Origin of the sequence: Corynebacterium callunae DSM 20147 (assembly GCF_000344785.1) — a bacterium.
Taxonomy (GTDB): domain Bacteria; phylum Actinomycetota; class Actinomycetes; order Mycobacteriales; family Mycobacteriaceae; genus Corynebacterium; species Corynebacterium callunae.
Genome location: NC_020506.1, coordinates 2786848 through 2810532 on the forward strand (window position 1 = coordinate 2786848; position 23685 = coordinate 2810532).

Here is a 23685-nt window from a genome sequence, read left to right on the forward strand (position 1 = left end):
GAGTGTGCCAGGGGTGAGGGGACTATGCATATTCAGGTGAAGGCCATTACATTTATCATTGATCTTAAAATAAGTCACAAATGGGAATTATGTTGCACCTGAAGTGGTGAATCCAATGGACTTAAAAGCCTCACGGTCGAACTAGCTGGCTTTTGAAGATCTCATCTAAAGGTAGTGGTCACCCCGGCCAAGCAACAGAGTTATTTTCAAGCACCTTCTAGAAAGGGTTTCAGTCCAGCCCCATCTTCAACCCGTTAGTAGTGACCGCTTGTTTGTCCGGCGGTGCGATTATCCGACCGCCTGCCTACGAGAGTGGAGGACAGGGTAGTTGTTCCATTACTCCCATGGGATGTCCGGGCCAGTTCAGCCCTGGCGGCTTTTTGGTTCTCACAGTACAAAACTCTACGTAACCTTAGGCCTCTTCAAGCGAGGTTATAAAATGAGCTCGGAGAGCTGCAGTGAGGGCTAGTGGGGGACTAATGCGGAAAATTTCACACCGGGATCCTTGCCGAACCCTCTGGGAATTTACCCGGGGTCAGACATTTAAGGGCATTTAATAAGTTGGCCCATGGGCCCAGCGATATAGTCCCACGACCGGACAACAACTAACGTCAAAGACCGTAAACTTCTATTGAGATATTCAGCTTTCTTTTGCACCCCAAATAGCTGTGATCCAATTCACTTAAATAAAAGGTGTATTTCATATACATCTTTAACTTCTAGAACTTAGGATGAGACCATGCACTTGACCACCTTTGCTGATCTTGGACTTCGGTCCATGATGATCTTGGGAGATCTGCCGGCAGGGCAGCGCCTCACGATCTCAGAATTAGCAAAGGCAACCAATGCCTCGGACAACCATCTTGCGCGCGTCGTCGCCAAGTTAGTGGACATGGAATTGGTGACTTCCATTCGTGGAAGAAACGGTGGAGTGCATCTGCCAGACTCGGCCCGTGGGGCAAGCGTGGGGCAGATCCTCCGAGAACTTGAAGGCCCCGGGGAAGTGGTGGACTGCCAAGGTGCAAAGCCGTGCCCCTTGGCAGCACATGACTGCAAGTTGCGCCATCGATTGGCCGCAGCGCGGGAAGCCTTCTTTGCTGAACTTGATGGAGACACCATCGGAGATCTGATTCGCGTCAATCGTGTGGCAGCACAGCCTAATTCCGAGGAAGCCCACGGTTCCTCTACTTCTCTAGGTCTACCCACCTTGTGGAATAACTAGCCTTGTGACTCACCCATGAGGGCTACCGAACACGGAAAGCGAATCCTATGTTTACTCAGCAAGCTCCCAACACTGCCCGCGCTCAGCTCTCTGAGGGGAATGTGGAAATCATCCGCCAGACTCTTCCAGTGATTGGCGCACACATCAATGAGATCACCCCGGTCTTCTATCGCACGATGTTTGCCAATCACCCAGAGTTAATTGCCGACACTTTCAACCGCGGTAACCAGCGTTCCGGCGAGCAGCAGAAGGCGTTGGCCGCCTCTATCGCCACCTTCGCCACGATGCTTGTTGATGAAAACGCACCCGATCCAGTAGAAATGCTTTCCCGAATTGGCCACAAGCACGTATCCCTCGGCATCACCGCAGACCAGTACCAGATTGTCCACGACAACCTTTTCTCAGCCATCGTCGAAGTGCTCGGCGAGGCTATTACCCCAGAGATCGCCGGCGCCTGGGATGAGGTTTATTGGCTCATGGCCAACATTCTTATCAGCTTTGAAAATGATCTCTACAGCTCCGCTGGGGTAGCAGCGGGCGACGTCTTTATCAAGGCGGAACTAAAGGAAAAGACTCAACTAAGCCCACTAGTCACTGAGTACACCTTCTCCGGCCAAGGTTTTGAAAAGGCGCTTCCAGGCCAGTACACCTCCATTGGTGTGACGCTTCCTGACGGTGCTCGTCAGCTTCGGCAATATTCCCTCATCAAGACTGACGAGAATTCTTTTTCCATTGCAGTCCAAAAGGACGGCGAAGTATCCAACTTCCTTCTGGAAAACGTTGACCTCAGCGACGTTGTAGACGCAACCCTGCCAGCTGGCGATCTAGTCCTAGAAGACAATGCAGCACCACTCGTTCTTGTCAGCCAGGGCATCGGTTCCACTCCAATGACCGGAATGCTTTCCCACTTGGTGGCAACTCAGAACCCACTCGACCGTGAAGTTGTTGTCCTTCACGCCGATGCAAACGAAGCTGAATACGCTCAGCGTGAGAACACTAACAATCTTGTCGCAGCACTGTCCGAGCGTGGCAAAGCCACCCACATCGCCACTTTCCGCGAGCAGGATGAATTACTCAACTTGGACCAGCTCTTCCAAGAAGGCAAGGTTCCAGCAGAAGCTCAGTGGTACCTCTGCGGTGGAAACACCTTCCTGCAGGACATCCGCGAGCAATTAGAAAAGAACACCAAGCTTGCCCCTACAAGCATCCACTTTGAACTCTTCAGCCCTAACGACTGGCTGGTTAGCTAATCTCAAAACCACCCAGTAGGACATCATCGCCGATCATAACCACCATGATCGGCGATTTTTTCATGCCGCATCCAGGTCACCATCTAAGACGCGCGAGGAAACGATGTTTCACGTGAAACATTAAAAATGGTTATGTCGTGCAATTTTCAAATTCTTGCTCATTTGAAAATTTTAAGCAACGCAACGTGCATAAACAGTTTTCACACAGTTCATTAAGAGTTAATGAAACGACCTTAATCTAACCTTCAGCAGTCGGACAGTGCGCATTCATCAATAAGCGCAAAGCACCTCTTTCATGCCCACCATGCCTTCCCCAAAGGTGCGGTGGTCTTTTAACATGCTCGCGCTTTTACTCCCGACGCAAAAACTTAAACAATAAACTCAACAATATAAGAGGATCCACCGTGAACCCACGAAGAAATGGTCTTCGCTTGGCAATAGCCATTACGGCTACTAACACAGCCTTTGCTATGGCCAGCGGACATGTTTCCTATGCCCAAGACATTAATTTAGAACAGCTAAATGCAGCTCTTACTGACCTGGAAGCTCTTGCACCAGTACCCAATGACCTTGTTGTCACTGAGATCCTGCCTGATACCACCAGTTATGACAATTATGAGTTTTTTGAAGTTCATAACACCGGCTCTCAACCAGTCACCATTGGGGCAGGGGAATATAGCTTTTCCTATTCCTATTCGGATTCCATTGATACCACTCAAGACAAAGCACTATCCCTGGGCTCCGATGTCACAGTAGCGGCGGGCGAGACCATTGTGGTTTGGATTGAATACAGCACGAGCACCGTGAATACGGCAGCATTAAGTGACCAGAATTTCCGTGACTTTTATGGCATGGACTCCAGCATCAGAATTTTCCGCGCAACTGGCCAGGCAGGCTTAGCCAATGGTGGGGATCGTGGCATCCGAGTTCTTTATAACGGAGAAGTTTCCAGCTGGTCGCATTATCCAGCTGGAAGCGCCGCTGTACAAAAGGGCATTGATTTTGCCCTACCTAGAACCGGTGAGCAAGCAGCTGTGGCTATCCACACCCAAGTTGATCCCACGCCTGGAATTGTCACTGTAGATCAGCTTCTTCCGGGTGGAGTCGATGAGCCAGTAGATCCCCCTGCTTCCACTGATCCCATCTTTGATAGCCAGACCTCTCCAACTTCTGCAGCTCCTTTAATACTTACTGAGCTAATGGTGAACTCCACCAATATCGAAACAGCAGATGGTTTTGAATACGTGGAGATCAGCAATACCACCGCAGCACCTATCGACTTTTCCGACTACACCCTGAATTATCTTTATCCACAGGATGAGTTCACCAATACCAATGCAGCGGTATGGGCTGCCACCCCCAGCGATACGATTATTGAGCCTGGTAAATCCTTGATTTTCTGGATCAAAAATGGTTCAAATGACGCTTTGACCGTGGCTGATTTTAATACCGAATACGGTACCAATTTGGTCGCAGACAAGGACATTGTTGAGGTCAAATCCGGTGGTATGGCCAATGGTTCCGCACGTGGCATGCAGATCCAAACCAATACCGGTGAGATCGTCAACCGTGGCTATTACAACATGGCTGGCGCCTCAGATGTAGCTGCTAATAGAGGCTTGCAATATGCCGTTGACCCCAGCGATCTAAGCAAGCAAAAACTGCTCGGCAACGGCGCACCTACTCCTGGGGCTACCGATAAGTCCCAGATTCCTCATCCTTTGCAGCCTGTCGTGGCAGATACCAGCGCTCCCAAAGTCACTGACAACACCATCAAAAGCGTCAACCCGGCAGAACCTTTTGTCTTTTCCTTTGCAGTAACCGACGACACCCAGGTACGCACTGTTACCCTGCATATAAAGTCCAGCGCAGATCAAGCAGCACGCGATATCAACCTCACCGTGTCTGAAGGGCAGTACAAATGGGAACTTCCTGCAGCCGATATCACCGGAAAATCCTGGTTCGAATACAGCCTGAGCATTTCTGATGGCACCCACACCACCAACACCGATCCCATAAAGGTGGGCGTTGAAGGCGCAAACACTGATCCCGTACTCCTCAATCTTGAAGAGAATCAGTGGGTTAATGGCACCACCGATATCATCGGCGCCTCAGACAACTTCGGCGATAAGGTCGAGATGCTTATCGACGCCGCCCCTGTTGCTGCCACCTCCAGTTTGCCGGCGGCCCCAACATTTGCGATGGAAGTTACACAAACCGACGTGTTCTTCCGCAATGGCATCCTTGCCGGTGGGGAAGAGCTACTTATTTTTGATAAGGGCACCTACGCTAACACGGAGACCGTCTCCACCGAAGTTCCGCTGTATCACATCAATGCTGATGGTACCCTCACTGTGAGCGTTTACGCTGGCACCAAAGCTGCTCCCGCCATTGATCTCAATGAAAATAACGATGACTTCCAGATTCGGAATTTGCGTTTGGTCCTTCCTGATGGTCGTACCCTCACCCCTATCGGAATCGATGATTCTGAATCTTGGATCAGCATGGGCGACAGCACTGGTAAACACGACTATGTTGATGCCACCTTCCAGATTCCATCCGATGCTTTTACCGGTGTGGCGCATGCTTGGGACACCACCAAGGTTTCTGACGGCGAGCACCGCGTGCGGGTGGCCCGAACTGATGGCCAGTTTGTAGAGCACACGGTACGTGTAGATAACACTGGCCCAATTCTTGATGTCACTGGAGTTGCAGAAGGTCAAGAACTACGTGGCACTGTGGACATTAACGCCACCGCCACCGATGCTGGCGCTGGTTTGAAGAACATTGAAACGCTTCTCGACGGCGAACGTGTAGAGCTTCCTTTCACTACTGGTTCCCTCGCCCTCGAAAAGGGATCGCACACCTTGGTTGTACGTGCCGAGGATGAGGTAGGAAACCGCAGCGAAGAAACTATCAATTTCACCACTCCAGAAGAAATCCCCATCAGTGGTGACTTCGGACCTACCAATAATCAGGTAGTTAGCGCTGGCGATGTTACTCTTAACGCCCGAGCTATCGATCCCAACGGCGATGCCGTGGATATGACATTCTTGGAAGCTGATACTCCTTCCCTAGATAGCGGACGAGTTCGGATGTCTTCAGGAACCGTTAGTGATGCTGCGACGACGGATCGCTCCGAAGCCGTCAACCTGACGCGGGAGGACGTCGAAAAGCTTGCGGGCACAGATGGACTGGGGGCCGAGGTTGCCACCGACAGCGCGCTGCCATATCAGCTTTTTGAGGTCGATGCGAGCGACGAGCTCGCTGATGATACCCAGTTGCGCGTGAATTGGGCGGGTGCCGCCGACAGCAAGGCGCAGATTATTTTATATGCCTTGAAGGATGGCGCGTGGGTGGAATTGGATCGTCATCGGACCGGTGAGACCATGGAAGAATTCACTTTGCAGGGCACTGTAAGCGCTGCAGATTTTGCGGTTGATGGCACCATTACTCTCTTAGTGCAGCACTCTGAAGGATTTGCTGGTGCTGACTTGAGCACCCGTGACTCTGCCATTGAGGAAGCCAATCTAGAAGATGTTCCGCGCTCTGAGTATGACTTCACCCTAGCCTGGGAATCTGATACCCAGTACTACAACGAAGAGTTCCACGAGCACCAAAAGAACATTCATGATTACGTCTTGGCGCAGCGGGAAAACAAAAACATTCAATTCCTCTTCCATACTGGCGATGTTGTAGATGACTTCGACCAGCCTGCGCAGTGGGAAGCTGCCGATCCTGAGTATCGTCGCTTGGACGAAGCGGAAATGCCCTATTCAGTACTAGCTGGAAATCATGATGTGGGGCACCAATCAAATGACTTCACGGAATTTAGCCGCTACTTTGGCGAGCAGCGCTATAACGATAACCCTTGGTATGGCGAATCCTATCAAGACAACCGTGGCCATTATGATCTCTTCTCTGCGGGTGGAGTTGATTTCATAAACGTCGCGATGGGCTGGGCTCCTGATGATGATGCTATTGCGTGGATGAATGAGGTACTGGCTAAATATCCAGAACGCGTCGCCATCATTAACCTCCACGAGTTCATGCTTACAACTGGTGGTTTGGGTCCAATCCCACAACGAATTTTGGATGAAGTTGCAGCCACCAATCCAAATGTTCGCATGATCATGTCTGGCCACTATCACGATGCTTATAAGCGCACCGATTCCTTTGATGATGATGGCGACGGGGTACCAGAGCGTACTGTCACCTCCATGCTTTTTGATTACCAGGGACTCCCTGAAGGTGGTCTTGGCTACCTCCGACTCATGCACTTTGATAACGAGGGACAAAAGATGATGGTGCGCACCTACTCGCCATCATTGCAGGACTATAACTCTGATGAGGCTTCCCTCATGGGACCTGTGGATAACCCAAATGTGTACCAGGACTTTGATGTCTCCTATGAGCAATTGGGCATTAAGCCAGAGGGTCGCACTCTTAAGAGCGATTCCTTCAGTGCTGACTTTTTGACTAGCAATGAGATTGGTTCTGCCTCTGATACGCCTTCTGGGGACATTGCTTCCGTCGTTTGGAAAGATGTCGCAGAAGGTCGCCATAGTTGGTATGTGCGTACCGAGGACCCTTATGGCGGTGTCGAAGTATCGGCCGTGCAATCATTCATTGCAGGCGAGGAAGCACTTGGAAATGATATCTCGAGCGGCAGCTCTTCCGGCAATAATTCCGGGTTCTGGGCAGCGCTCGGTGGATTCGTTGCTGGCGCAGCTGCACTTGCAGGCGCAGTAATCACTTTTGTTCCAGGCATCTGGGACTACGTGGTGAATGCGTTCAAACGTTAAGCACTACAGCAAAACTCCCGTACCCAAGGTCTGTAAGCCTTGGGTACGGGAGTTTTTCAATGTTTCACGTGCTCTAAGTTCAGAGGGTCATGGCAACACTTTCCCTTTTAGGAGGGTTTAGCTCTTAATTGCGGGTTTCTGTGCTTTCGGGGAAAGGCATGTGGGTGAGATCGATATTTGGATCTTCATCCTGAGTTGCCACAATCTCGCGAGCCTCAGAGTTGGTCTCCACGGTGGGGAAAGAACCAGGCAAAGGCTTCTGTGAAGTTTCCTTCATAAACAGCAGCGCAATACCGGCGATCGCAGAGAAGAACATGATGTACAACGCTGGCACAATATCTAGGCCGGTCTTTTGCAGCAGGAACTGGGTAACCAGCGGGGTGGTGCCACCAAAGAGGGAAACGGAGATATTGTAGGAAATTCCCATGCCGGAGAATCGGGAAGCGGTGGGGAACAGCGCTGGCAGTGCGGAGGCAGAAAGTGCCACGTAGAGGCCAGTTGGGATAGCAACCATCGCCAAGGCGATCATCACAGCTGGGATGGTGCCGGTGTTCATGATCAAGAAGGCAGGAACCATCAAGATCAAGGTCGCAGCAACTGCTGCGGCATAAACCGGCTTGCGGCCCACCTTGTCACTCCACTTACCAACCAAAGGCAGCAGCAAGGACATAACAACCAGCACCGGCACAGTCACCGCTGCAGCGGATGCAGAGTGCAGGCCAACCTGTTCCTCCAGGTAAACCGGCATATAGCTAGTTAGTGCATAACCTGCAGTGTTGGTCGCAGCCACAATGGCGATACCAATAAGCAGCGCGCGCCAGTGGTGGCGGATAACGCCCATGAGGCCCAGGCGGGCATAAGGATCGTCATCATCCTTTTCAATAACAGCCGTTTCCTCGGAGCTCTGGTTCTCAAAGGAAGGGGTTTCCGGAATACGAGTACGCAGGTAAACCGCAATAATGCCCAGTGGAATGGCAGTGAGGAAAGGAATGCGCCAGCCGAAATCCTCCATGGCAGTTTCACCATAAAAGTGCGTGCTGATCCAAGTGGTTAGTGCCACCACGGTCGCACCAGCGGCAAAGCCCAGGTAAGAGCCCATATCCAGGAAGGAACCAAAGTAACCACGGCGACGGTCCGGGGAGAATTCTGCAACATAGGTGGTTGCGCCGGCGTATTCACCACCGGTGGAAAAGCCCTGAATCATCTTCAGTAGATAAAGCAGCACCAAAGCCCATGCGCCAATCGAGGCAGCTGTAGGCAGCAGTCCAATCAAGGCGGTGGAAATAGCCATCATGGCCATGGTTACATAAAGAACTTTTTGGCGGCCGACTTTATCGCCAAGAGGTCCGAGCACCAGGCCACCGAGTGGGCGCACCAGGTAGGACACGGCAAAACCGAACATTACAGCCAAAAGTTGCCATTGTTGGGGCAGGCCTTGAGTAAAAACAGCCGTCATGGTGACTGTTAAGTAGCCATAAATTCCGAAGTCGTACCACTCCATAAAGTTGCCGACCACAGTACCTTTAATGGCCGGACGGATCTTCTTTGGCGGAACAACGTTGACGTCTTCGACTGTTAGTCGGGGTTCGTCTGCGATTTTCTTTTTTGAGCGAATCGGGCTCACGAGTTTAAACCTCTCGTCTTCTTTATAGGCGCAAGCCATGCGCGGTGGTGCATGGAGCTTTTGGGTGATCTTCACCCGGCGCGCCTGGGGGCGGTGTTAACTTCTTCCTCTCAGCCTCCTTAAAGCTTTTCCTATGAAAGGGCCTCAAAAGGGGAGTTGAGTCACCGCCCTTTTTTTCAACATCTAAAAACCCTACTCACCCCCGAGTGCAAAAGTCAGATCGAAATCATGTCTTAGAGCTGCATAAATATAAAAAGACCCCGTTCCGACGCAGGTGAACGGGGGTAGGTAACAGCTTGGTTACGGTTTCTGGACTTTCTTAAAAATCAATAAATTAGAGCTAAGTGGGGGCTGTGTGGGCCCGGCGGTCGCTTGAGGGTTGCCCGGGTTTCAGGGCCCTAAAAACGGCGCTTTTCGACGCCGCGGTGCGGGTTGAATTGTACGAGATCCCCTTCTTTTCCTAAATGAAATAGACCCTAAATATTAAGGTTTTGATGCTCCTCAGTTTCATTCTGAAGTGGGCGGATTCTAGGGATCGTGGAAATACCCAACAGCGATTAGACTGCTGGGTATTTTGAATGCCTCTTTGATCGCCCCACTTCGTGCAATCACTACTTAATTTCTAGGCAATCTTCCGCGCTAATTGGTTTGCATGTTGATGAATGTTCTCCATTTGAAGAATCTCAATATCCAGAACGTCCCACTTTTTGGTAGAGTTTTCGAACATTTTCTTCTGCTGTTCAGTTCGAGGTGGCCATATGGTAGCGACAACTGGTGTCTTAGGGGATAGGCCGATTACCTCTTCATTATTTTTGAAGAGCGTCCCGCCGTCCTTTCTAAGATTCTCAATTTTCCATGTCCAAGCCTCCACTCGATCCTGGAAAGAGGTGAAACTGTCCGTTTCAAATGAAAAGGCGGTATTAAGCTCAAAGACAGTCTTATCTGAAAGCACTGCCAAATCTGTCCTTCGTTCCACCAGATCATTTGAAATATAATGCGGAGATTCCAAAAGCGATTCACGGATAAGTTCATTTGATTCATACTCGGATTTCACAAGTCTACGTACCTCGGTGATCTTTGATCTACGTTCCTTCTTGTCAATACCTACGAGGATGTTAAAGAGCTTTTTCAGCGCTACGGAAGGTGATTCCATGGCTGCATATTCTTGTTTCTCTACCACGATCATGTTGTTCCAATGATCAGATAGAAAACTTAGAAGTTCCGGAGCGGAAGAGTGCTGGTCGATTTCGAAAGTTCGATTTGGCGTATTGAATGAATCCAGTGAGGTTTGAAAATTCTTAATATCTCGATCAAGAGTTGCCGGAAACTTGAATAGTTTCAATGATGAACTAGGGTTTTCTAAAAAACGGGTCAAGACTTCGCCTGTACGTGGATCTTCAACCACCACACCTATCCCGATCGAGGTAAGGCTCATAGGTGTAGGAACCGCTCTAATTCCCCAATACCGAATTCTCACTTTTACCTCCTCCCATGACGAATTCGAAACTCTTCCAGACGACTAATTGCATATTCCTGCCGATTGTAAGCGAACTCAATCAACCTATTTGTATCCACTTCTGAAATTCCCCATTCCGTCGGGATTAGGGCTTTCGCTTTTACGCTCAAATCCTTTGGAAGACTGCGAATTGCAGAAATAGCTTTTTCCCAATGAACATTTTCAATCCGAACTGTTAAAGATGGAACTGAGGTACGCCCATAGAGAGTATTTTCAGATTGAAGAACCCAAGGGAATTCATCTGAACCAAACCACATTCCATGGTCAATAGACCAAATCGAATTTTCAGCTGAAGAATCGTACATAATTTGGAAGTCTTTTCCATTACACAAGATCAACAGAGCAATTAAAAGGGGAATTCGATTGTAATTTCCATCATCATCCACAAACTTAAAAACTTGAGGGTCAGGGTCTAAGTCAGCATTATGTAGTGCTTGTGACCCAAAAAGCGGAGTGCCATCTAATCGATAGTTCCCGTCTTTGACTAGATGATTATGAAATTCTGGTGGTACTTCAATTATCTTCCAATTCCTTATTGGAGCACCCAATGCTTGTCCGACTATAGAGACAACAACCTCGTTTACGGTTGATTGCCACAGATGGTCATTATGGAGTCTTTTACACCAGTAGAAGTTGTTGTCAGAAGCTTGAGCCAAGAATGGTTTAGTTCCGGTATTTGCAACCTGACCGATTATTTGAAGAGTTGTTCGGGAACTATTTGGACTAGGGCGGTGGTCATCAAGGTTTATTACATTGTCATTTAACAATAGATTTACCTTTAAGCGCCTTCTAACCTGGAAACTTAATCTGATTTCTACCGCGACGACCATAAGGTGAAAGGATCGCTCAAACGTTAAAGGGATCTTTAACGACCTGCATAATATCATTCAAGATCATCATATTTGATACTTAAAGATGTTTTCTTCTTATTAGCTCATTAGTGCAGCGTAACTATATTGAATGCTTACTCCATTCGAATGTTCAATGAGTAAAAAATTGCTCTACTCGTGCCCTCGCGCATTTCGACGAACTGATATTCCGGGTCTAGAACCTTCTTAAGAAATCAAATTTTCACAACCAAATGCAAAAGCCTCACATCTCTGTGAGGCTTTTGCGCTATTAACGAACAGTTCTTGTCTGCCGTTGTTCAAATATGCAGTTTAGCTAATGAGCAAGGCCCTTTTCAAGCATCAGCACTAAACTGTTCACTGACTCTAGCGATCCTCGTCCCGAAGTTCGGAGCCCCGGACCCCAGACTCCCGCACCTCAATAGTGGACCCCGGTGGCAAAGCCTCCAACATACGAATCTTGGCCAGAATCGGATTTTGCTCCAATACCTTGGCGGTAGCCAAACGCGCACGAGTGGTTTTTACCTCATTGCGGGCCTTTTCCAGCTCAATTTCCGAGTTCACCTTAGTCACCTGTGCTTCCTGCAAAGCTGCGGAATACTCCCGTGGCAGGCTGACATCCTTAAGCAAAACCGAAGAAATCTCCACGCCCACCGCGCTGCCAGCCACCCGCGCAGCCTCCAACACTGGGGCAAGATCAATGCGCGTGCCCACAAAAGCCTCCAATGGCATAGTATTTACCAGCTCACGTAAAGCAATCTGCGCTGCCAAATAGATTTCCTCATCAGGGCCTTGGGAATCAGAGACAAAAGCCACCGGATCCTGGGTGACTGCCGTAAGTGCCAGGGTAATAGTCACGGTCAGAGCATCAGCAGTAGGAATTTGCTGCGGATGCATTTGAATCAAACGCCGACGCAGATCCACTTGTGCATAAAGATCACCCGGTCGGGAAAATTCACGGCCTTTCATGCGCGAGATCTCACCGGCACGCTGGCGCAACACAGCATGGCCAACCCGAGCAACCGGCGAGCGCAGGGCAGAAGTGCGCCACAGCCCCTGACTGGGATCATTGATGAGCTGGCCAGCCTGGTGCATGCTCCACCCAAAATCCTGCGACCGCGACCTGAAAATACCCATACAATCACCTCAAACGTTTAGCGATTATCGCCGCTCCGGAACCACCAACAGCGGGGCAGCGGTGCGTCCCCCAAAACTTATAGTTTTAGGATCGGGCCGGGCCACAGGCTATGAGCAGCAAAAATCCGTAGCGACGATAACCTATTCAATGAGTAGTGGGACTTGAACCCACTTAGATCCTGAAATCTGTGCCAATGCCATCGCATCAGTTCAATCGGGAACACCCCGGAAATCCGGAAGCGCCCAGCAACCACAATGCGAAGCACCCGCCAGAATAGCGCAGCCCCTATCCAAAGGATAGGGGCTTAATCAATTTGTTGTGATTAGCCAACCAAAAAGGCGCTTTTCGACGTCGCGGTGCTGGAATTAAGTGCGAGCTCCCCATTGAAGTGAAGTCGCCAATAGATCCGCTGCCAGCAGATTATTGTGAAACTTCCGGAAAATTGTTCCACCATGGCGCATGAGCTTGACGTTTAGCTCATAAGCTAGATCTAGCATGAGGTCCATATGTGGAAATTCCAAGTCCCCAAAAATGATGGCCTCTAAACCTTCCAGGGTGAAATACCATGCGGTCACTTCAGAAGCTTTATATCGATTATGGTGTTCCACTTGCCAAAATCCATCGGGGTGGGATAGCTCATCTGCCGGTACTGAAGAGCGGGCAGTATTGATGAAAATTTCAACATTCGGTACCGGGTTATCCCGGTCATCAAATGCAACAAACGTTTCCAGCATCCCAGCGCTAAGCGCTAAGCGCTAATAAGCGTTGATGGTTCTTAGACTTATTAGTGGCGGGCACTGCTGAACAAACCCATAAATGACGTTGGGTATTAAACGGGTCTGGATAGGTTTGATAGAGGTACCACCCAACCACATCTCGAAGTGCACCATAATTTGGCTGTTGTGAAAGCTGAACAAATTTGGCGGACTCTTTACTAACTACATAGCTACCTGGTGGAATTCTTTTCTCACGATCCCAGGACAATGGGGAAGAGACTCCATTTTCACTATTAAAAACAAAGTCTTCCTCCCCACGAGGTTTGCCCGCATCCCTGATATTTCGAACTGAGGTGGATTCCTCAGTTATGGAAATCAAGGTCTTTTCCAAAGGATTCAAGTCTTCAACCGCAAAGGTGAATATTCGTGGTCAGAAGAGCCGATGATGGTGTGCTTGAGAACCACTTGCCTCTGAGTGCTATTGGTCTCGTTGGGAGCCATTCCTGGTGTCTAGCAGAGCCACCATCTTTAGGCTCCTTTAAGTCATATGAGAGGCATATGACTTAAAGGAGCTACCTCTGATGGTAAATCGAATACCGGCGAAGCGTGTACTTCGCCTCCGCGCAGAAGGGCTGTCACAGCGAGCAATCGCCGCGTCACAGCACATCTCACGCAACAGCATCACCGCGGTTTATGATGCCGCAGACAGGCTCAACATCGATTTCGAGGACATCGCCGACGTTGATGACGCCGATGTCTACGCCCTGCTATTTCCAGGACGCGGTGAACACACGAGTGTCTTCGTCCAACCAGACTGGGCTCAAGTGCACAAGGAACTGGCCAAAGTCGGGGTGACTCTGAAACTCCTCCACGGCGAATACACCGATCAGGTCTTGGCATCTGTCGGGGTGCCCATGAGCTACGACCGTTTCTGTCGCGGTTATGAGCGCCACGTCATGGTCACCGGAGTGGACTCCAGGGTCGGGCATAAGGCTGCACGTACTGTTGAAGTTGACTGGTCAGGCCCGACAATGGAGTTGCTGGATCCTGTCACTGGTGAAACCCGGAAAGTGTATCTTTTCGTCGCCTGCCTGGCGTTTAGCAGGTTGGCGTTTGTCGAACCGACCCTGGGTATGAAGCAAGATACCTGGCTGCGTGCGCATGTGTCGATGTTTGAGTTCTTCGGTGGTTCAGTCCCCAGGATTGTGTGTGACAACTTGAAAACCGGGGTGATCTCCCATCCCCGTGACGGGGAGATCGTGCTTAATGACGCTTACCGGGAACTGGCTGCTCACTATTCTGCCGCGATTCTACCGGGCAGGGTCAGAGCACCAAAGGATAAACCCGCGGTGGAAAACACCGTCGGCCATGTCGCCACGGTTGTGATCGCAGCCCTGCGGCACCAGACCTTCGCGAGCCTGGCAGAGCTGAAAATAGCAATCCATAAGCGGATCACGGCGTATAACGCGCAGGCGTTCCAGAAACGCCCCGGTAGTCGCCACAGCGTGTTCCAAGAGGAAGAAAAGTCCCTGTTACGGCCCCTGCCGGTGGTGGCCTATGAGATCAGCACCTGGGCCAGGCGCCGTCGGGTGGCCCGCAATGGTCATGTGACCTGGGCGAAGAACTACTACTCGGTGCCCTACATCCATGTCGGTGAACACGTTGATCTAAGGATCACCGCCCAACTGGTGGAAGTCTGGCAACGTGACCGGCGCCTGGCATCGCATGTGCTGCTTCCTGCCACCGCGATCAATCAGTACGCCACCAGGGAAGCAGATCTTCCTGAAGGTAAGCCGTGGCGGGAATGGGATCGTGAGCGTTTAACGCAGTGGGCAACACGAGTCGGGCCACAGACAGCGCAGGTGGTGGAGCGGATGTTTGAATCCGTGCCCGTGGATGACCAGGCAGTCAACCCTGCACTGGCGGTCCTGCGCCTGTCCCGACGCTATTCCCCCTCCCGGTTGGAAACCGCTGCCAGCATCGGACTAGCCAGCGGGATCTACTCACCACGCTACGGCCACCTTCACCCGATCCTGGCCACCAACAGGGATAAGGCCGGCACCACTGAAGTATCAGAGCCTGACCACGAACCTGCTGGTTATGTCCGCGGGGCGTCTTACTATGCAGGAGGAGAGAAATGAGCATCATTGATATTTCCACCAAGGCGAAACTGCGGGAAATGGGGGCAGGGGAACTGCTCACAGCCCTGGAAACCCAGGATGATCACCTCACGATGGATCTGCCCTTCGCTGAGCGGATCCGTTTGGCTGTTGATGATGCCTACACCGCGTTTACCGATACCAAAGTCACCGGGTTGATCAAACGTGCTGGTCTGCGCTATCCAAATGCGGATCTGCGCACCATTGATCTGATTGAGCAGCGCGGTTTGGATCGATCGGTGATCGCGGAGTTGGGGGCCTGCAGCTTTGTGGGAAACCACCGCAATATTGTGTTGCAGGGGTTTACCGGATCAGGCAAGTCTTATTTGGCGTCAGCGATTGCCAAAGCCGCCTGTCATCACCGATACCGGGCGCATGTGATTCGGATGCCTGATCTAGCCGAGGCGTGGCGCATGGCTGCGGATCAGCCACAGGGAGCAACGAAGTTCATCCGGAAGTACACCGCATTTACCGTGCTGGTGCTGGATGAATGGTTATTGGAGAAACCTGATGAGCACATTCTGGGTATGTTGCTGGAGTTGATGGAACGCCGGTATGACGCGACGTCGACGATCTTTGCCACGCAGTATGCGAAGAAGGATTGGCATGCCCGTCTTGGTGGTGGGGTTCATGCTGATGCGATTATGGATCGGATTGTTCATAACGCCACCTGGATCAATACCGGGGAGGTTAATATGAGGGAACACGCCGCGGCTAAAGCCAGGGAGTAATTGGTTGTAGTGCTTGGGGAGCGGTAGTGGTTCTGATAGAGACCACTACTGGTTCCCATCCGCACCATCGCCGGCCCCGAAGGGCACGAACAGGTGGCTCCTATAAGAGCGAATATTCAAAGGGGAAGAATTCCAGGGAAACAATGTCATCCCATCGTCGACGATGCCCCGTAAAGCGGTTCACCACATTCACCGACTGCCCAACATAGGCTTCACCTGTAGCAAAGCTCAGCCGATAAAGCCCTCTAAAATGTGGCTCATCACGAAGTACAAAAGCGATCGATTCCAAATCCCGGACATCGAACCTTTTCCCTGTGAAAGACTGCTTTTCCATAGTTACATACTGCGCTACATCTGCTTAGAAAGTCCGAAATTGAACATAAAATTGCAGCTTCCAGAAGTCACACTTCTGGAAGCTGCAATAGGAAAACTTAAAAGTCCTCCACAATTCTCATGGTCTCAACAGCAACGCGGGTGACCTTGGCAATTAGTTCCACAATGTACTTGGGGTTTCCAACCTCGTCTGCCCAATCATTGGGATCATTAACAATGCCAGAAGCCTTATCGGTTTTTACCTGGTAACGGTCAATAAGCCACGCGATAGCAGAACGTGCACCTAGTTGATAACTTTCTGCTTCTTCTGGGATACCGCTGATGGTGATTGAGCTGTTGTAAATTAAGGTGGTGTGATCATCAATCTTCTTGGAAGTTTCAGGATCCTGTTTCTTCGCCCACCGCATCTTAGCAACTTTCCAAGTATCCCGATCTTCTAGATCTGCACCCTTTTTAGCCTTGATCTCAATTGGCCATGGTTCAACATCTTCATAGTTGATATGAAGATCCATCAGTTTCTTGCCAGCATCTACTAGCTGATCAAAGCGTGCGCGATCAGTAGGGGTTTCAATATGTGGCAGCATCTTCTTTAGATCAGCCGCATAGGCCTCACGGTAGGCAGGATCATGCAACTGTGCATAGACAAAGTAGAAGATGTTGTCTTTGGAGACGTCTGCCCCAAGGCTTGATTGGTAGAGCTTTAAGATCTCGTCGGTGATGTTATCCACACGCCGGTAACCATCAAGAATCTCGCCTTCTACACCGCTTTCTGGAGTTGTCGAGAAAAGTGCATTGCCGAGATCTAGTTCGCCTTCACGCGTTTCGATAGGTTCCCAAGTCCAACGTGAGAATAGTTGGACTGGATCCATGAATAATCCCAGGTTTGGAAGAAGATTAAGAGCTAGAACACTGAAAGGTGTTCTCGTTGATGCAGATACAACTCCAATGCCGAAGTTATCATGTTTCAGAGTGGGAAACATTGACGGTAACTGGTATCGACGCTGGTTCAATGAAACATGGAAGTATGTCTGTTGAGGGAAAAAGGGCCGATACAAGGACATTTGGATGCTGCTTGGATCAAAAGAAAAAGTATCACCGCGTGACAAGGACATTTTTAGATTGGAATCCCAGGATATTTTCTTGCTATCCGCTAAATCAGGGTTCTGCTTAAGGAATTGATTAACGTCAGCTTCCTTTGGAGAATTCACCCCGTTCTCAACAGTCCACGAGTCAAATCGTTGTTGAGCTTGTTCATAAGTTCTCAACAACTTAGTAACGTTAGTTGCAATCTGTGTTGACGTTGACCCATAGCACCAGGCATCGCGGGCAGTTTTTAGACCAGCAGAAAAGGTTTGAAAAACCTTTAATGCAGATTTGTTTTTCTTATCACCGAGTACTGGCCAGGTTTCAAAATCTACAGACCGCTTATTAAGCCAATCCCCATACTCGTTAGGAGAAATGATCTCCCAATCCATCGTTGGAACCTCAGATTTAGCAACGATGCCAAGCTTTTCCTCGGCGGAAAGATAATCACCAATATCTCGGTAAAAAATCTTGCAACCAGTAGAACCAGCACGCTTTACACCAATGAAAATAGCCACTGTATTGCGACTACCCGAGCCAAAGACCTTGCCACCTTCCTTTCGCGACAGTTCACCTGCAGTACGCTGATTACCACGTAGGTTAAACACGTAAATCTCAGAAAAATCTTCAGCAAGACTTAGGCGGACTCCATCCGCGGTGTTGCCATCAAGCCAGCCACCATTGGAAACAAAAGCAACCACACCTTGTGTATGAATTCGATCGGTTGCCCACCGGAAAGCACGCAGATAAGAGTCATATAAAGAGTTCTTATTTGTTGCGGTCGAATGCTTCACATAAGAATCTTCAATACGTCGATCAAGAGTGGGGTACTTGAGGTTTGCGTTATTGTCATTAGCACTTGATTGACCCACAGAGTAAGGCGGGTTACCGACAATAACCTGCACAGGAGTGAGCTTCTGTCGCTCCATACGATCATTGTTAGCAGTAAAAACATCTAGATCGAGTTTGTCATCGTCTTCATACATCTGGAAGGTATCACCCAACACAATGCCATCAAACGGCTCATAGACTGGCGCATCTTCACCATTACGCAGAGCACGCTCTCCCTCGAGACCAAAATAAGTCGTCTCAATGTTAACGGCCGCAACATAGTAAGCAAGCAACATGATCTCAGTAGCATGCAGCTCATTAGCGTATTTACGAGCCAAATCTTCCGGCTTAATCAGACCTGACTGCAACAAACGCACCATAAAAGTACCCGTACCGGTGAAAGGATCAAGAACATGGACACCTTCATCGCTTAAACCACGACCAAAATGCTTCTTCGACACATCATCGGCAGCTCGCAGAATAAAGTCCACAATCTCAACAGGGGTATAGACAATACCTAGGGCTTCAGATTGCTTCTTAAAGGCCTTTTTAAAGAATCGTTCGTAGAGGTCTTTAATTACTGCCTGTTTACCAGCTGCGGAGCTTACTTCAGCAGCACGGATACGAACAGAGTCATAGAACTTTTCAAGTTTTTCCGTTTCAGAGTTAAGTTCGGCGCTATTAAGGGCGTCTGCCATACGTTGCATGACCTGGGAAACAGGGTTTTGCTTGGCAAAGCTTGATTCAGCAAATAGAGCGTCAAACACTGGTGCGGTGATCAGATGTTGTGACAGCATGCTGATTGCTTCGTCGTCAGAGATGGACTCATTGAGGTTGCCACGTAGACCTTCAACAAATCGCTCGAACTCTTCTTTGATCGTTGGTGAAGCATTGTCTAAGAGCGCTTTAATACGGGTTATTTGTGCTTGGGCAATGTCAGCAACATCATCTGCCCAATCTTCCCAGTAGGTTCGAGTACCAACTTTATCTACAAGCTTGGTGTAGATCGCTTCTTGCCACTGTTCTAAAGAGAACAGTACGTATTGTGTAGCGGATTCAGCACTGTCATAGGGTGCGTTATCTCTATCTTTACTTGTAGGGCCGGTATGCTCAGTCTCAACAGGTAGATCCTTGATATTTCCCTCATTGAGCGCAATGGAGTTCACTATTGCGTTAAAACGGTCATCGTGAGCACGAAGGGCGTTAAGAACCTGCCATACAACCTTGAAGCGGCGTGAATCATTTAGCGCAGCTGATGGTGCAACACCTGGGGGAACAGCAACTGGCAAGATGATATATCCGTAATCCTTACCTGGAGATTTACGCATAACTCGGCCAACCGACTGAACCACATCCACCATGGAATTACGGGGATTAAAGAAGATTACGGAATCCAAAGCCGGTACATCGACACCCTCAGAAAGACAGCGCGCATTAGTAAGGATCTTGGTTTCCATTGACTGGGTAGGAGCCTTAAGCCAAGTTAAACGAGAGTTTCGTTCCAGCGCATTCATTGATCCATCGACATGCTGGCATGCCACGCTCAAATTAAGGTTGTGCTCATCTACTTCATCGTTTTTAACCTCAAGCTCAGTCGTATAAGCATTGACAACTCGTGGAAAAGACTCCGCGATTTGCTGAGAAGTCTTAATGTCTCGCGCAAATGCAACAGCTCGTTCCATTGCTGCGTCAGAGCTTGAGAAACCAGTCTTGGTGTCTTGCTCTTTACCCGAACGCTTTGCCAGGCCATTCCACGCGCCAATAATTGCGGAGGTCATGTCCAGAGTGAGTTCTTCACCAGGTGTTGAACCCAAAACAGTTAAGGCATTGGCTGCGACTTGCTCATCAACTGTCATCACTACAACTTTGTAGTCAGTAAGCAGGCCTTTTTCTACTGCTTCTCCAAAACCCAGCCGGTGAAATTCGGGTCCGTAGATTGCTTCATCATCCATGGAAGAAACTTCCGCTGAATGATCTGCAGCCTTGCCCTTCACGGAGTCGTCGAAAAGCCTTGGGGTTGCCGTCATGTACAGCCGCTTTGCTGCCTTGATATAAGAAGCGTCATGAATGCGGGTGAAGTTTGAAGGGTCTTCTCCAGCCAAGGTGATGCCTGTGGTGCGGTGGGCTTCATCGCAGATGACAAGATCAAAGGGCTCAGCCCCAGCTTCTTGAGCCGCGTGAACAGCAGGAAGGGACTGGTAAGTAGAGAACACCACGGTCAATCCTGCTGCTCGCTTACGATGCTCCAGTTTTTCCGCAATCAATGCACCATCAGTACTTACCGGAACTTCAAGATCATAGGCAGCGATATCTTCTGCAGCCTTGGAGACCTTGGAGTCAGAACATACGGCAACAGGACGAAGATCCATTGTCTTTTGTGCAGTCCACTCTTTGAGTGTTTGCGAAAGCAAGCTGATGGAAGGGACTAGAAAAAGAATGCGAGCTTTATTGCCATTGAATCGCGCAACCTCTTCAGAAAGACGCAGGGCAGTAAAGGTTTTTCCGGTACCGCAAGCCATGATGAGCTTGCCACGGTCATGAGTTTGGAAGCCTTCAATTGCTTTTTCAATAGCAGTTTGCTGGTGAGGACGAGGGCTATACGGCTCTTTAAGCTGCAGGTTAATAGTTAATTCAGAACCTGGATAGGCAATATCCCAGTCAATCGGGGATTCCGCAATTGCAGATAGACCAATGCGGTTAGTTGGAATGGTTTGGTTCTCCAACATCTTTTCCGCATTTGAACTCCACTTATCAGTAGTGGAAATAACGAGTCTATTGCTAAAGGAGCGTGTTCCTTCAGGGGTTTCAAAAGTGCGTCCCGAGGCTTCAAAGAAGGAATCTAGCTGTCCTTTTGCCAGGGAAGTAGTGGGAAGATAAAACTTGCACTGGATCGCCGTATAAGCATCATCGTCCTTGTTATAAGCCACTAAGTCGATGCCAGTATCCATGGTGCCACCGTTATATGGCCAATCGACCCAACGATGGACTTCATCAAACTCAGTGGAGAGAGTGGGGTCAGACTTAATGAAGTTGACCATGAGTTTTTCAAAAGCCAAACCCTGCGCAGACTGGGAAGGCAGTGTGCGCAGGGCGGATACAGCATCAGTAATCGTGGACATGCATTCCATTGTGTCCTATTCACTCAAAGGACATGTCCATTTGGTGGTCTTAAATTCGAAGTGCTACTTCAGGCTAACGAGCCAGCCGGTGCGGGAGGATTCCTTCTGGAAGCACTGCTCGCAAACGTCTTCTGGGATGACGCCGTAGCGCATGAGCTTGCCAAATCCCCAACAACCGAGGCAGATACCGAAGACGGATTCTAGAGTGGCTGCTGCGATGAGCATGACTAGGACTACGGAAGCTGCAACGTTAAATCCGAAGGCCATAAGGATGAGGGAAGTACCGCTAAAGACCAGGCCGATGGTCTGCGCGAAGCGCTTTGGTGGACCAGGGGTCAGGATCGGTGCTTTCTTCAGCAGTGGTACAAGCACGTGTACTGAAAGGCGTCCAAAGGGGGAGTAACGAGGTCCGCCGGCGACGCGCAATGCGAAGCCGAAGGTCAAGATGCTTGCCAAAATAATACGAAGGTCACCAGAGGCAAAAAGCGTGGCGGCGCTCAGCAAAACAACCAAACCCGCAGTGCAGCGAGCTGCATATTCGTTAACGGGGTTAGGGAAATCAAAAACGGCCATCGCTGGGTTCTCCTGTAGAGAGGTGATAAATTCTTAAAACTAATCACTTATGAACTAGTTGTTCTATGAAGCATAGACCTATTGGTCTACTTAGGCAATAGGCGCTTTAAGCAGCGGAAATCCCCGTGTTAGCAGTCACTAACACGGGGATTTGAGAGGTATTTTAAAACTCTAGTTGTTGTCCTCAGCAAGCCATACGGAGGTAAAAGGTGCGTTGGATGCAACAGCATCCTGAACCGCACGGGTAACCACACGCTTTGCGGTTGCCACTGCGTCTACAACCTCAGCACCCTTTGCGAGCTCTGCGGTGATAACAGCTGCGAAGGTGCAGCCTGCGCCGGAAACGCGCTCTTCACCAATCTTTGGTTCAGAGAAGACGTGGTAGGAGGATCCGTCGAAAAGCACATCCACGGCGTTCTCGCCGGGGAAGTCCATGCCACCCTTAACGACTACGTACTGAGGGCCCTGCTCATGAATGAGGCGGGCAGCCTCCTTGAGGTCCTCGACGGTCTCAAGCTTCTCGAGGCCGGAGAGGGTGGTGGCCTCGAAGTTATTTGGGGTAACGACGGTTGCCTGAGGCAGTACCTTGGCGCGCAAAGCGGTATCGGTATCAAGCGCTGCGCCGGGCTCCTGACCCTTACAGATCAGCACTGGGTCAAGCACAACATGCTTGAACTTGTTTTCCTCCAACGCGGTAGCCACGGTATCGATGGTTGCCGGGGTGCCCAGCATGCCAATCTTGACCACGTCTAGATCGTGAGCTGCAGTAGCAGCCTCAATCTGGTTGGCGATAACCTGCGCGTCAACCGGCACAAAACGGTGATTCCAATTGTCCTTGGGATCAAAGGCTACGAGGCAGGTGATTGCCCCGATGCCATAAACGTTAAGGTGCTGGAAGGTCTTAAGGTCGACCTGGATGCCGGCGCCACCGGTTGCTTCTGAGCCTGCGATAACAAATGCGTAATTAACCACACTTAAAACTTAGTCCTATGGGCTTAGGAACTTGGCATTCGCTTGGAAAAATTTTCAGCCGTACCCTATATAGCTATGAGCAAACTAATTCACGTACGTACTGAAATTGAAATTCCCGGACACCCTTCAGCCATTCACATCGCTGAAATGCAAGAGCTAATTCATACCACTCCTGGTGCACCTGCCATGTGCAAAATGCTGCGCATTATGGAGCTAGCAGGATCCAAGAGTGGAGAGACTGTTACCGGTGCCGGCACTCTAGACGGCAAGACTTTTGGATTAGCTAATGAGCCAAATGAATTTGTGCCGCACCCAGATACCTACGCAGACTTCCCCGATATCGAGGCGAAGGTCATTAGCGCAGAAGAGTTCGAGGGCTTGTGGGTGGAGGCGCTAACTAAGTTCCCTGAACTGGGTTAATTACCCTAATCGTAGGTTTTCTAATGGATTAGAACTCTAATGGATTAGAACCAAGCCTTGCCCTCATACCCCATAGGGGTATAGCCTTGGGGGAGAGAATACTTCACCTGAAAGGGGCCAGTGACATGGCATTAAAGAACTACACCGTTGAGGGCATGACCTGCGCGCACTGCGTGGCATCGGTAACTGAAGAGGTAAGCGAAGTTAATGGCGTTAGCGCTGTTGACGTCACTCTAGAATCCGGAAACGTCGCTGTCAGTGGCGAAGGTTTCAGCGATGCAGAGATCCAAGCTGCCGTAGAGGAAGCCGGCTACAAGATCGTTGCCTCCTAAAGCACCCAAAACA

17 protein-coding genes are annotated in these 23685 nt (G+C 49.9%); 7 read left to right on the forward strand and 10 right to left on the reverse strand.

All coding sequences use genetic code 11. From position 1 onward, the window contains the following. Positions 1-739: 739 nt before the first annotated feature. The 3 genes from H924_RS12920 to H924_RS12930 all read left to right on the forward strand — a co-directional run bounded on the left by H924_RS12920 (position 740) and on the right by H924_RS12930 (position 7277). Positions 740-1222, forward strand: coding sequence for an RrF2 family transcriptional regulator (locus H924_RS12920; RefSeq protein WP_015652406.1), 483 nt, complete (start codon positions 740-742; stop codon positions 1220-1222). A 47-nt stretch (positions 1223-1269) separates the two neighbouring features. Next, positions 1270-2472, forward strand: a complete 1203-nt coding sequence (locus tag H924_RS12925; protein ID WP_015652407.1) for a globin domain-containing protein — start codon at positions 1270-1272, stop codon at positions 2470-2472. A gap of 470 nt (positions 2473-2942) precedes the next feature. After that, entirely contained in the window at positions 2943-7277 is a 4335-nt protein-coding gene (locus H924_RS12930; RefSeq protein WP_042392801.1) for a lamin tail domain-containing protein, read from the forward strand. 124 nt (positions 7278-7401) lie between these two features. Here H924_RS12930 and H924_RS12935 read toward each other — a convergent pair whose 3' ends face one another. The 6 genes from H924_RS12935 to H924_RS14640 form a co-directional block, all read right to left on the reverse strand. Further along, the gene (locus H924_RS12935; protein ID WP_029703561.1) at positions 7402-8901 is read right to left on the reverse strand and encodes an MFS transporter; all 1500 of its coding nucleotides are present in this window, start codon (positions 8899-8901) and stop codon (positions 7402-7404) included. A gap of 622 nt (positions 8902-9523) precedes the next feature. After that, positions 9524-10336: a hypothetical protein gene (locus tag H924_RS12940; protein ID WP_155861973.1), complete on the reverse strand. Its 813-nt coding sequence runs from the start codon at positions 10334-10336 to the stop codon at positions 9524-9526. 44 nt (positions 10337-10380) lie between these two features. Next, positions 10381-11184 carry a HipA family kinase gene (locus tag H924_RS13730; protein WP_155861974.1) on the reverse strand — a complete coding sequence of 268 codons (804 nt, stop codon included), beginning with the start codon at positions 11182-11184 and terminating at the stop codon, positions 10381-10383. Between the two features lie 447 nt (positions 11185-11631). Beyond that, a complete protein-coding gene (locus H924_RS12950; RefSeq protein ID WP_042392804.1) occupies positions 11632-12402 on the reverse strand; it encodes a slipin family protein in 771 nt (256 codons plus the stop codon). Between the two features lie 366 nt (positions 12403-12768). Then, a complete protein-coding gene (locus H924_RS14635) occupies positions 12769-13137 on the reverse strand; it encodes a hypothetical protein (protein ID WP_015652413.1) in 369 nt (122 codons plus the stop codon). A 7-nt stretch (positions 13138-13144) separates the two neighbouring features. Then, on the reverse strand, positions 13145-13510 hold the full coding sequence (locus H924_RS14640) for a hypothetical protein (RefSeq protein WP_245533877.1): 366 nt from the start codon (positions 13508-13510) through the stop codon (positions 13145-13147). A 190-nt stretch (positions 13511-13700) separates the two neighbouring features. On the opposite strand from H924_RS14640, the gene istA reads away from it, so the two are divergent. Together istA and H924_RS12965 are read left to right on the forward strand one after the other, a co-directional pair. Then, complete coding sequence (istA, locus tag H924_RS12960; RefSeq protein ID WP_015652414.1) at positions 13701-15260, forward strand: IS21 family transposase; 1560 nt, start codon at positions 13701-13703, stop codon at positions 15258-15260. Continuing rightward, positions 15257-16009, forward strand: a complete 753-nt coding sequence (locus H924_RS12965) for an ATP-binding protein (protein WP_015652415.1) — start codon at positions 15257-15259, stop codon at positions 16007-16009. The genes istA and H924_RS12965 overlap by 4 nt, the downstream gene beginning before the upstream one ends. A 100-nt stretch (positions 16010-16109) precedes the next feature. On the opposite strand, the gene H924_RS14290 is transcribed toward H924_RS12965, so the two are convergent. The 4 genes from H924_RS14290 to thiD form a co-directional block, all read right to left on the reverse strand. Beyond that, positions 16110-16343 carry a GIY-YIG nuclease family protein gene (locus H924_RS14290; protein WP_015652416.1) on the reverse strand — a complete coding sequence of 78 codons (234 nt, stop codon included), beginning with the start codon at positions 16341-16343 and terminating at the stop codon, positions 16110-16112. Between the two features lie 97 nt (positions 16344-16440). Next, positions 16441-21375: a DEAD/DEAH box helicase gene (locus H924_RS12970; RefSeq protein ID WP_015652417.1), complete on the reverse strand. Its 4935-nt coding sequence runs from the start codon at positions 21373-21375 to the stop codon at positions 16441-16443. Positions 21376-21438: 63 nt separating this feature from the next. Then, the gene (locus H924_RS12975; RefSeq protein ID WP_015652418.1) at positions 21439-21948 is read right to left on the reverse strand and encodes a DUF4395 domain-containing protein; all 510 of its coding nucleotides are present in this window, start codon (positions 21946-21948) and stop codon (positions 21439-21441) included. 171 nt (positions 21949-22119) lie between these two features. Continuing rightward, positions 22120-22920 (reverse strand): bifunctional hydroxymethylpyrimidine kinase/phosphomethylpyrimidine kinase, encoded by an 801-nt coding sequence (gene thiD / locus H924_RS12980; RefSeq protein ID WP_015652419.1) that lies wholly within the window; start codon positions 22918-22920, stop codon positions 22120-22122. A gap of 75 nt (positions 22921-22995) precedes the next feature. On the opposite strand from thiD, the gene H924_RS12985 reads away from it, so the two are divergent. Together H924_RS12985 and H924_RS12990 are read left to right on the forward strand one after the other, a co-directional pair. Next, on the forward strand, positions 22996-23340 hold the full coding sequence (locus H924_RS12985) for a hypothetical protein (protein ID WP_015652420.1): 345 nt from the start codon (positions 22996-22998) through the stop codon (positions 23338-23340). Positions 23341-23465: 125 nt separating this feature from the next. Further along, on the forward strand, positions 23466-23672 hold the full coding sequence (locus H924_RS12990; protein ID WP_003860938.1) for a heavy-metal-associated domain-containing protein: 207 nt from the start codon (positions 23466-23468) through the stop codon (positions 23670-23672). Positions 23673-23685: the final 13 nt, after the last annotated feature.

What these genes read in the sequence shown, in the direction of transcription:
- H924_RS12920 (WP_015652406.1), top strand. Translation starts at nt 740, where the DNA reads ATGCACTTGACCACCTTTGCTGATCTTGGACTTCGGTCCATGATGATC.
- H924_RS12925 (WP_015652407.1), top strand. Translation starts at nt 1,270, where the DNA reads ATGTTTACTCAGCAAGCTCCCAACACTGCCCGCGCTCAGCTCTCTGAG.
- H924_RS12930 (WP_042392801.1), top strand. Translation starts at nt 2,943, where the DNA reads ATGGCCAGCGGACATGTTTCCTATGCCCAAGACATTAATTTAGAACAG.
- H924_RS12940 (WP_155861973.1), bottom strand. Translation starts at nt 10,336, where the DNA reads ATGAGCCTTACCTCGATCGGGATAGGTGTGGTGGTTGAAGATCCACGT.
- H924_RS12950 (WP_042392804.1), bottom strand. Translation starts at nt 12,402, where the DNA reads ATGGGTATTTTCAGGTCGCGGTCGCAGGATTTTGGGTGGAGCATGCAC.
- H924_RS14635 (WP_015652413.1), bottom strand. Translation starts at nt 13,137, where the DNA reads ATGCTGGAAACGTTTGTTGCATTTGATGACCGGGATAACCCGGTACCG.
- istA (WP_015652414.1), top strand. Translation starts at nt 13,701, where the DNA reads ATGGTAAATCGAATACCGGCGAAGCGTGTACTTCGCCTCCGCGCAGAA.
- H924_RS12965 (WP_015652415.1), top strand. Translation starts at nt 15,257, where the DNA reads ATGAGCATCATTGATATTTCCACCAAGGCGAAACTGCGGGAAATGGGG.
- H924_RS14290 (WP_015652416.1), bottom strand. Translation starts at nt 16,343, where the DNA reads ATGGAAAAGCAGTCTTTCACAGGGAAAAGGTTCGATGTCCGGGATTTG.
- H924_RS12970 (WP_015652417.1), bottom strand. Translation starts at nt 21,375, where the DNA reads ATGTCCACGATTACTGATGCTGTATCCGCCCTGCGCACACTGCCTTCC.
- H924_RS12975 (WP_015652418.1), bottom strand. Translation starts at nt 21,948, where the DNA reads ATGGCCGTTTTTGATTTCCCTAACCCCGTTAACGAATATGCAGCTCGC.
- H924_RS12985 (WP_015652420.1), top strand. Translation starts at nt 22,996, where the DNA reads ATGAGCAAACTAATTCACGTACGTACTGAAATTGAAATTCCCGGACAC.
- H924_RS12990 (WP_003860938.1), top strand. Translation starts at nt 23,466, where the DNA reads ATGGCATTAAAGAACTACACCGTTGAGGGCATGACCTGCGCGCACTGC.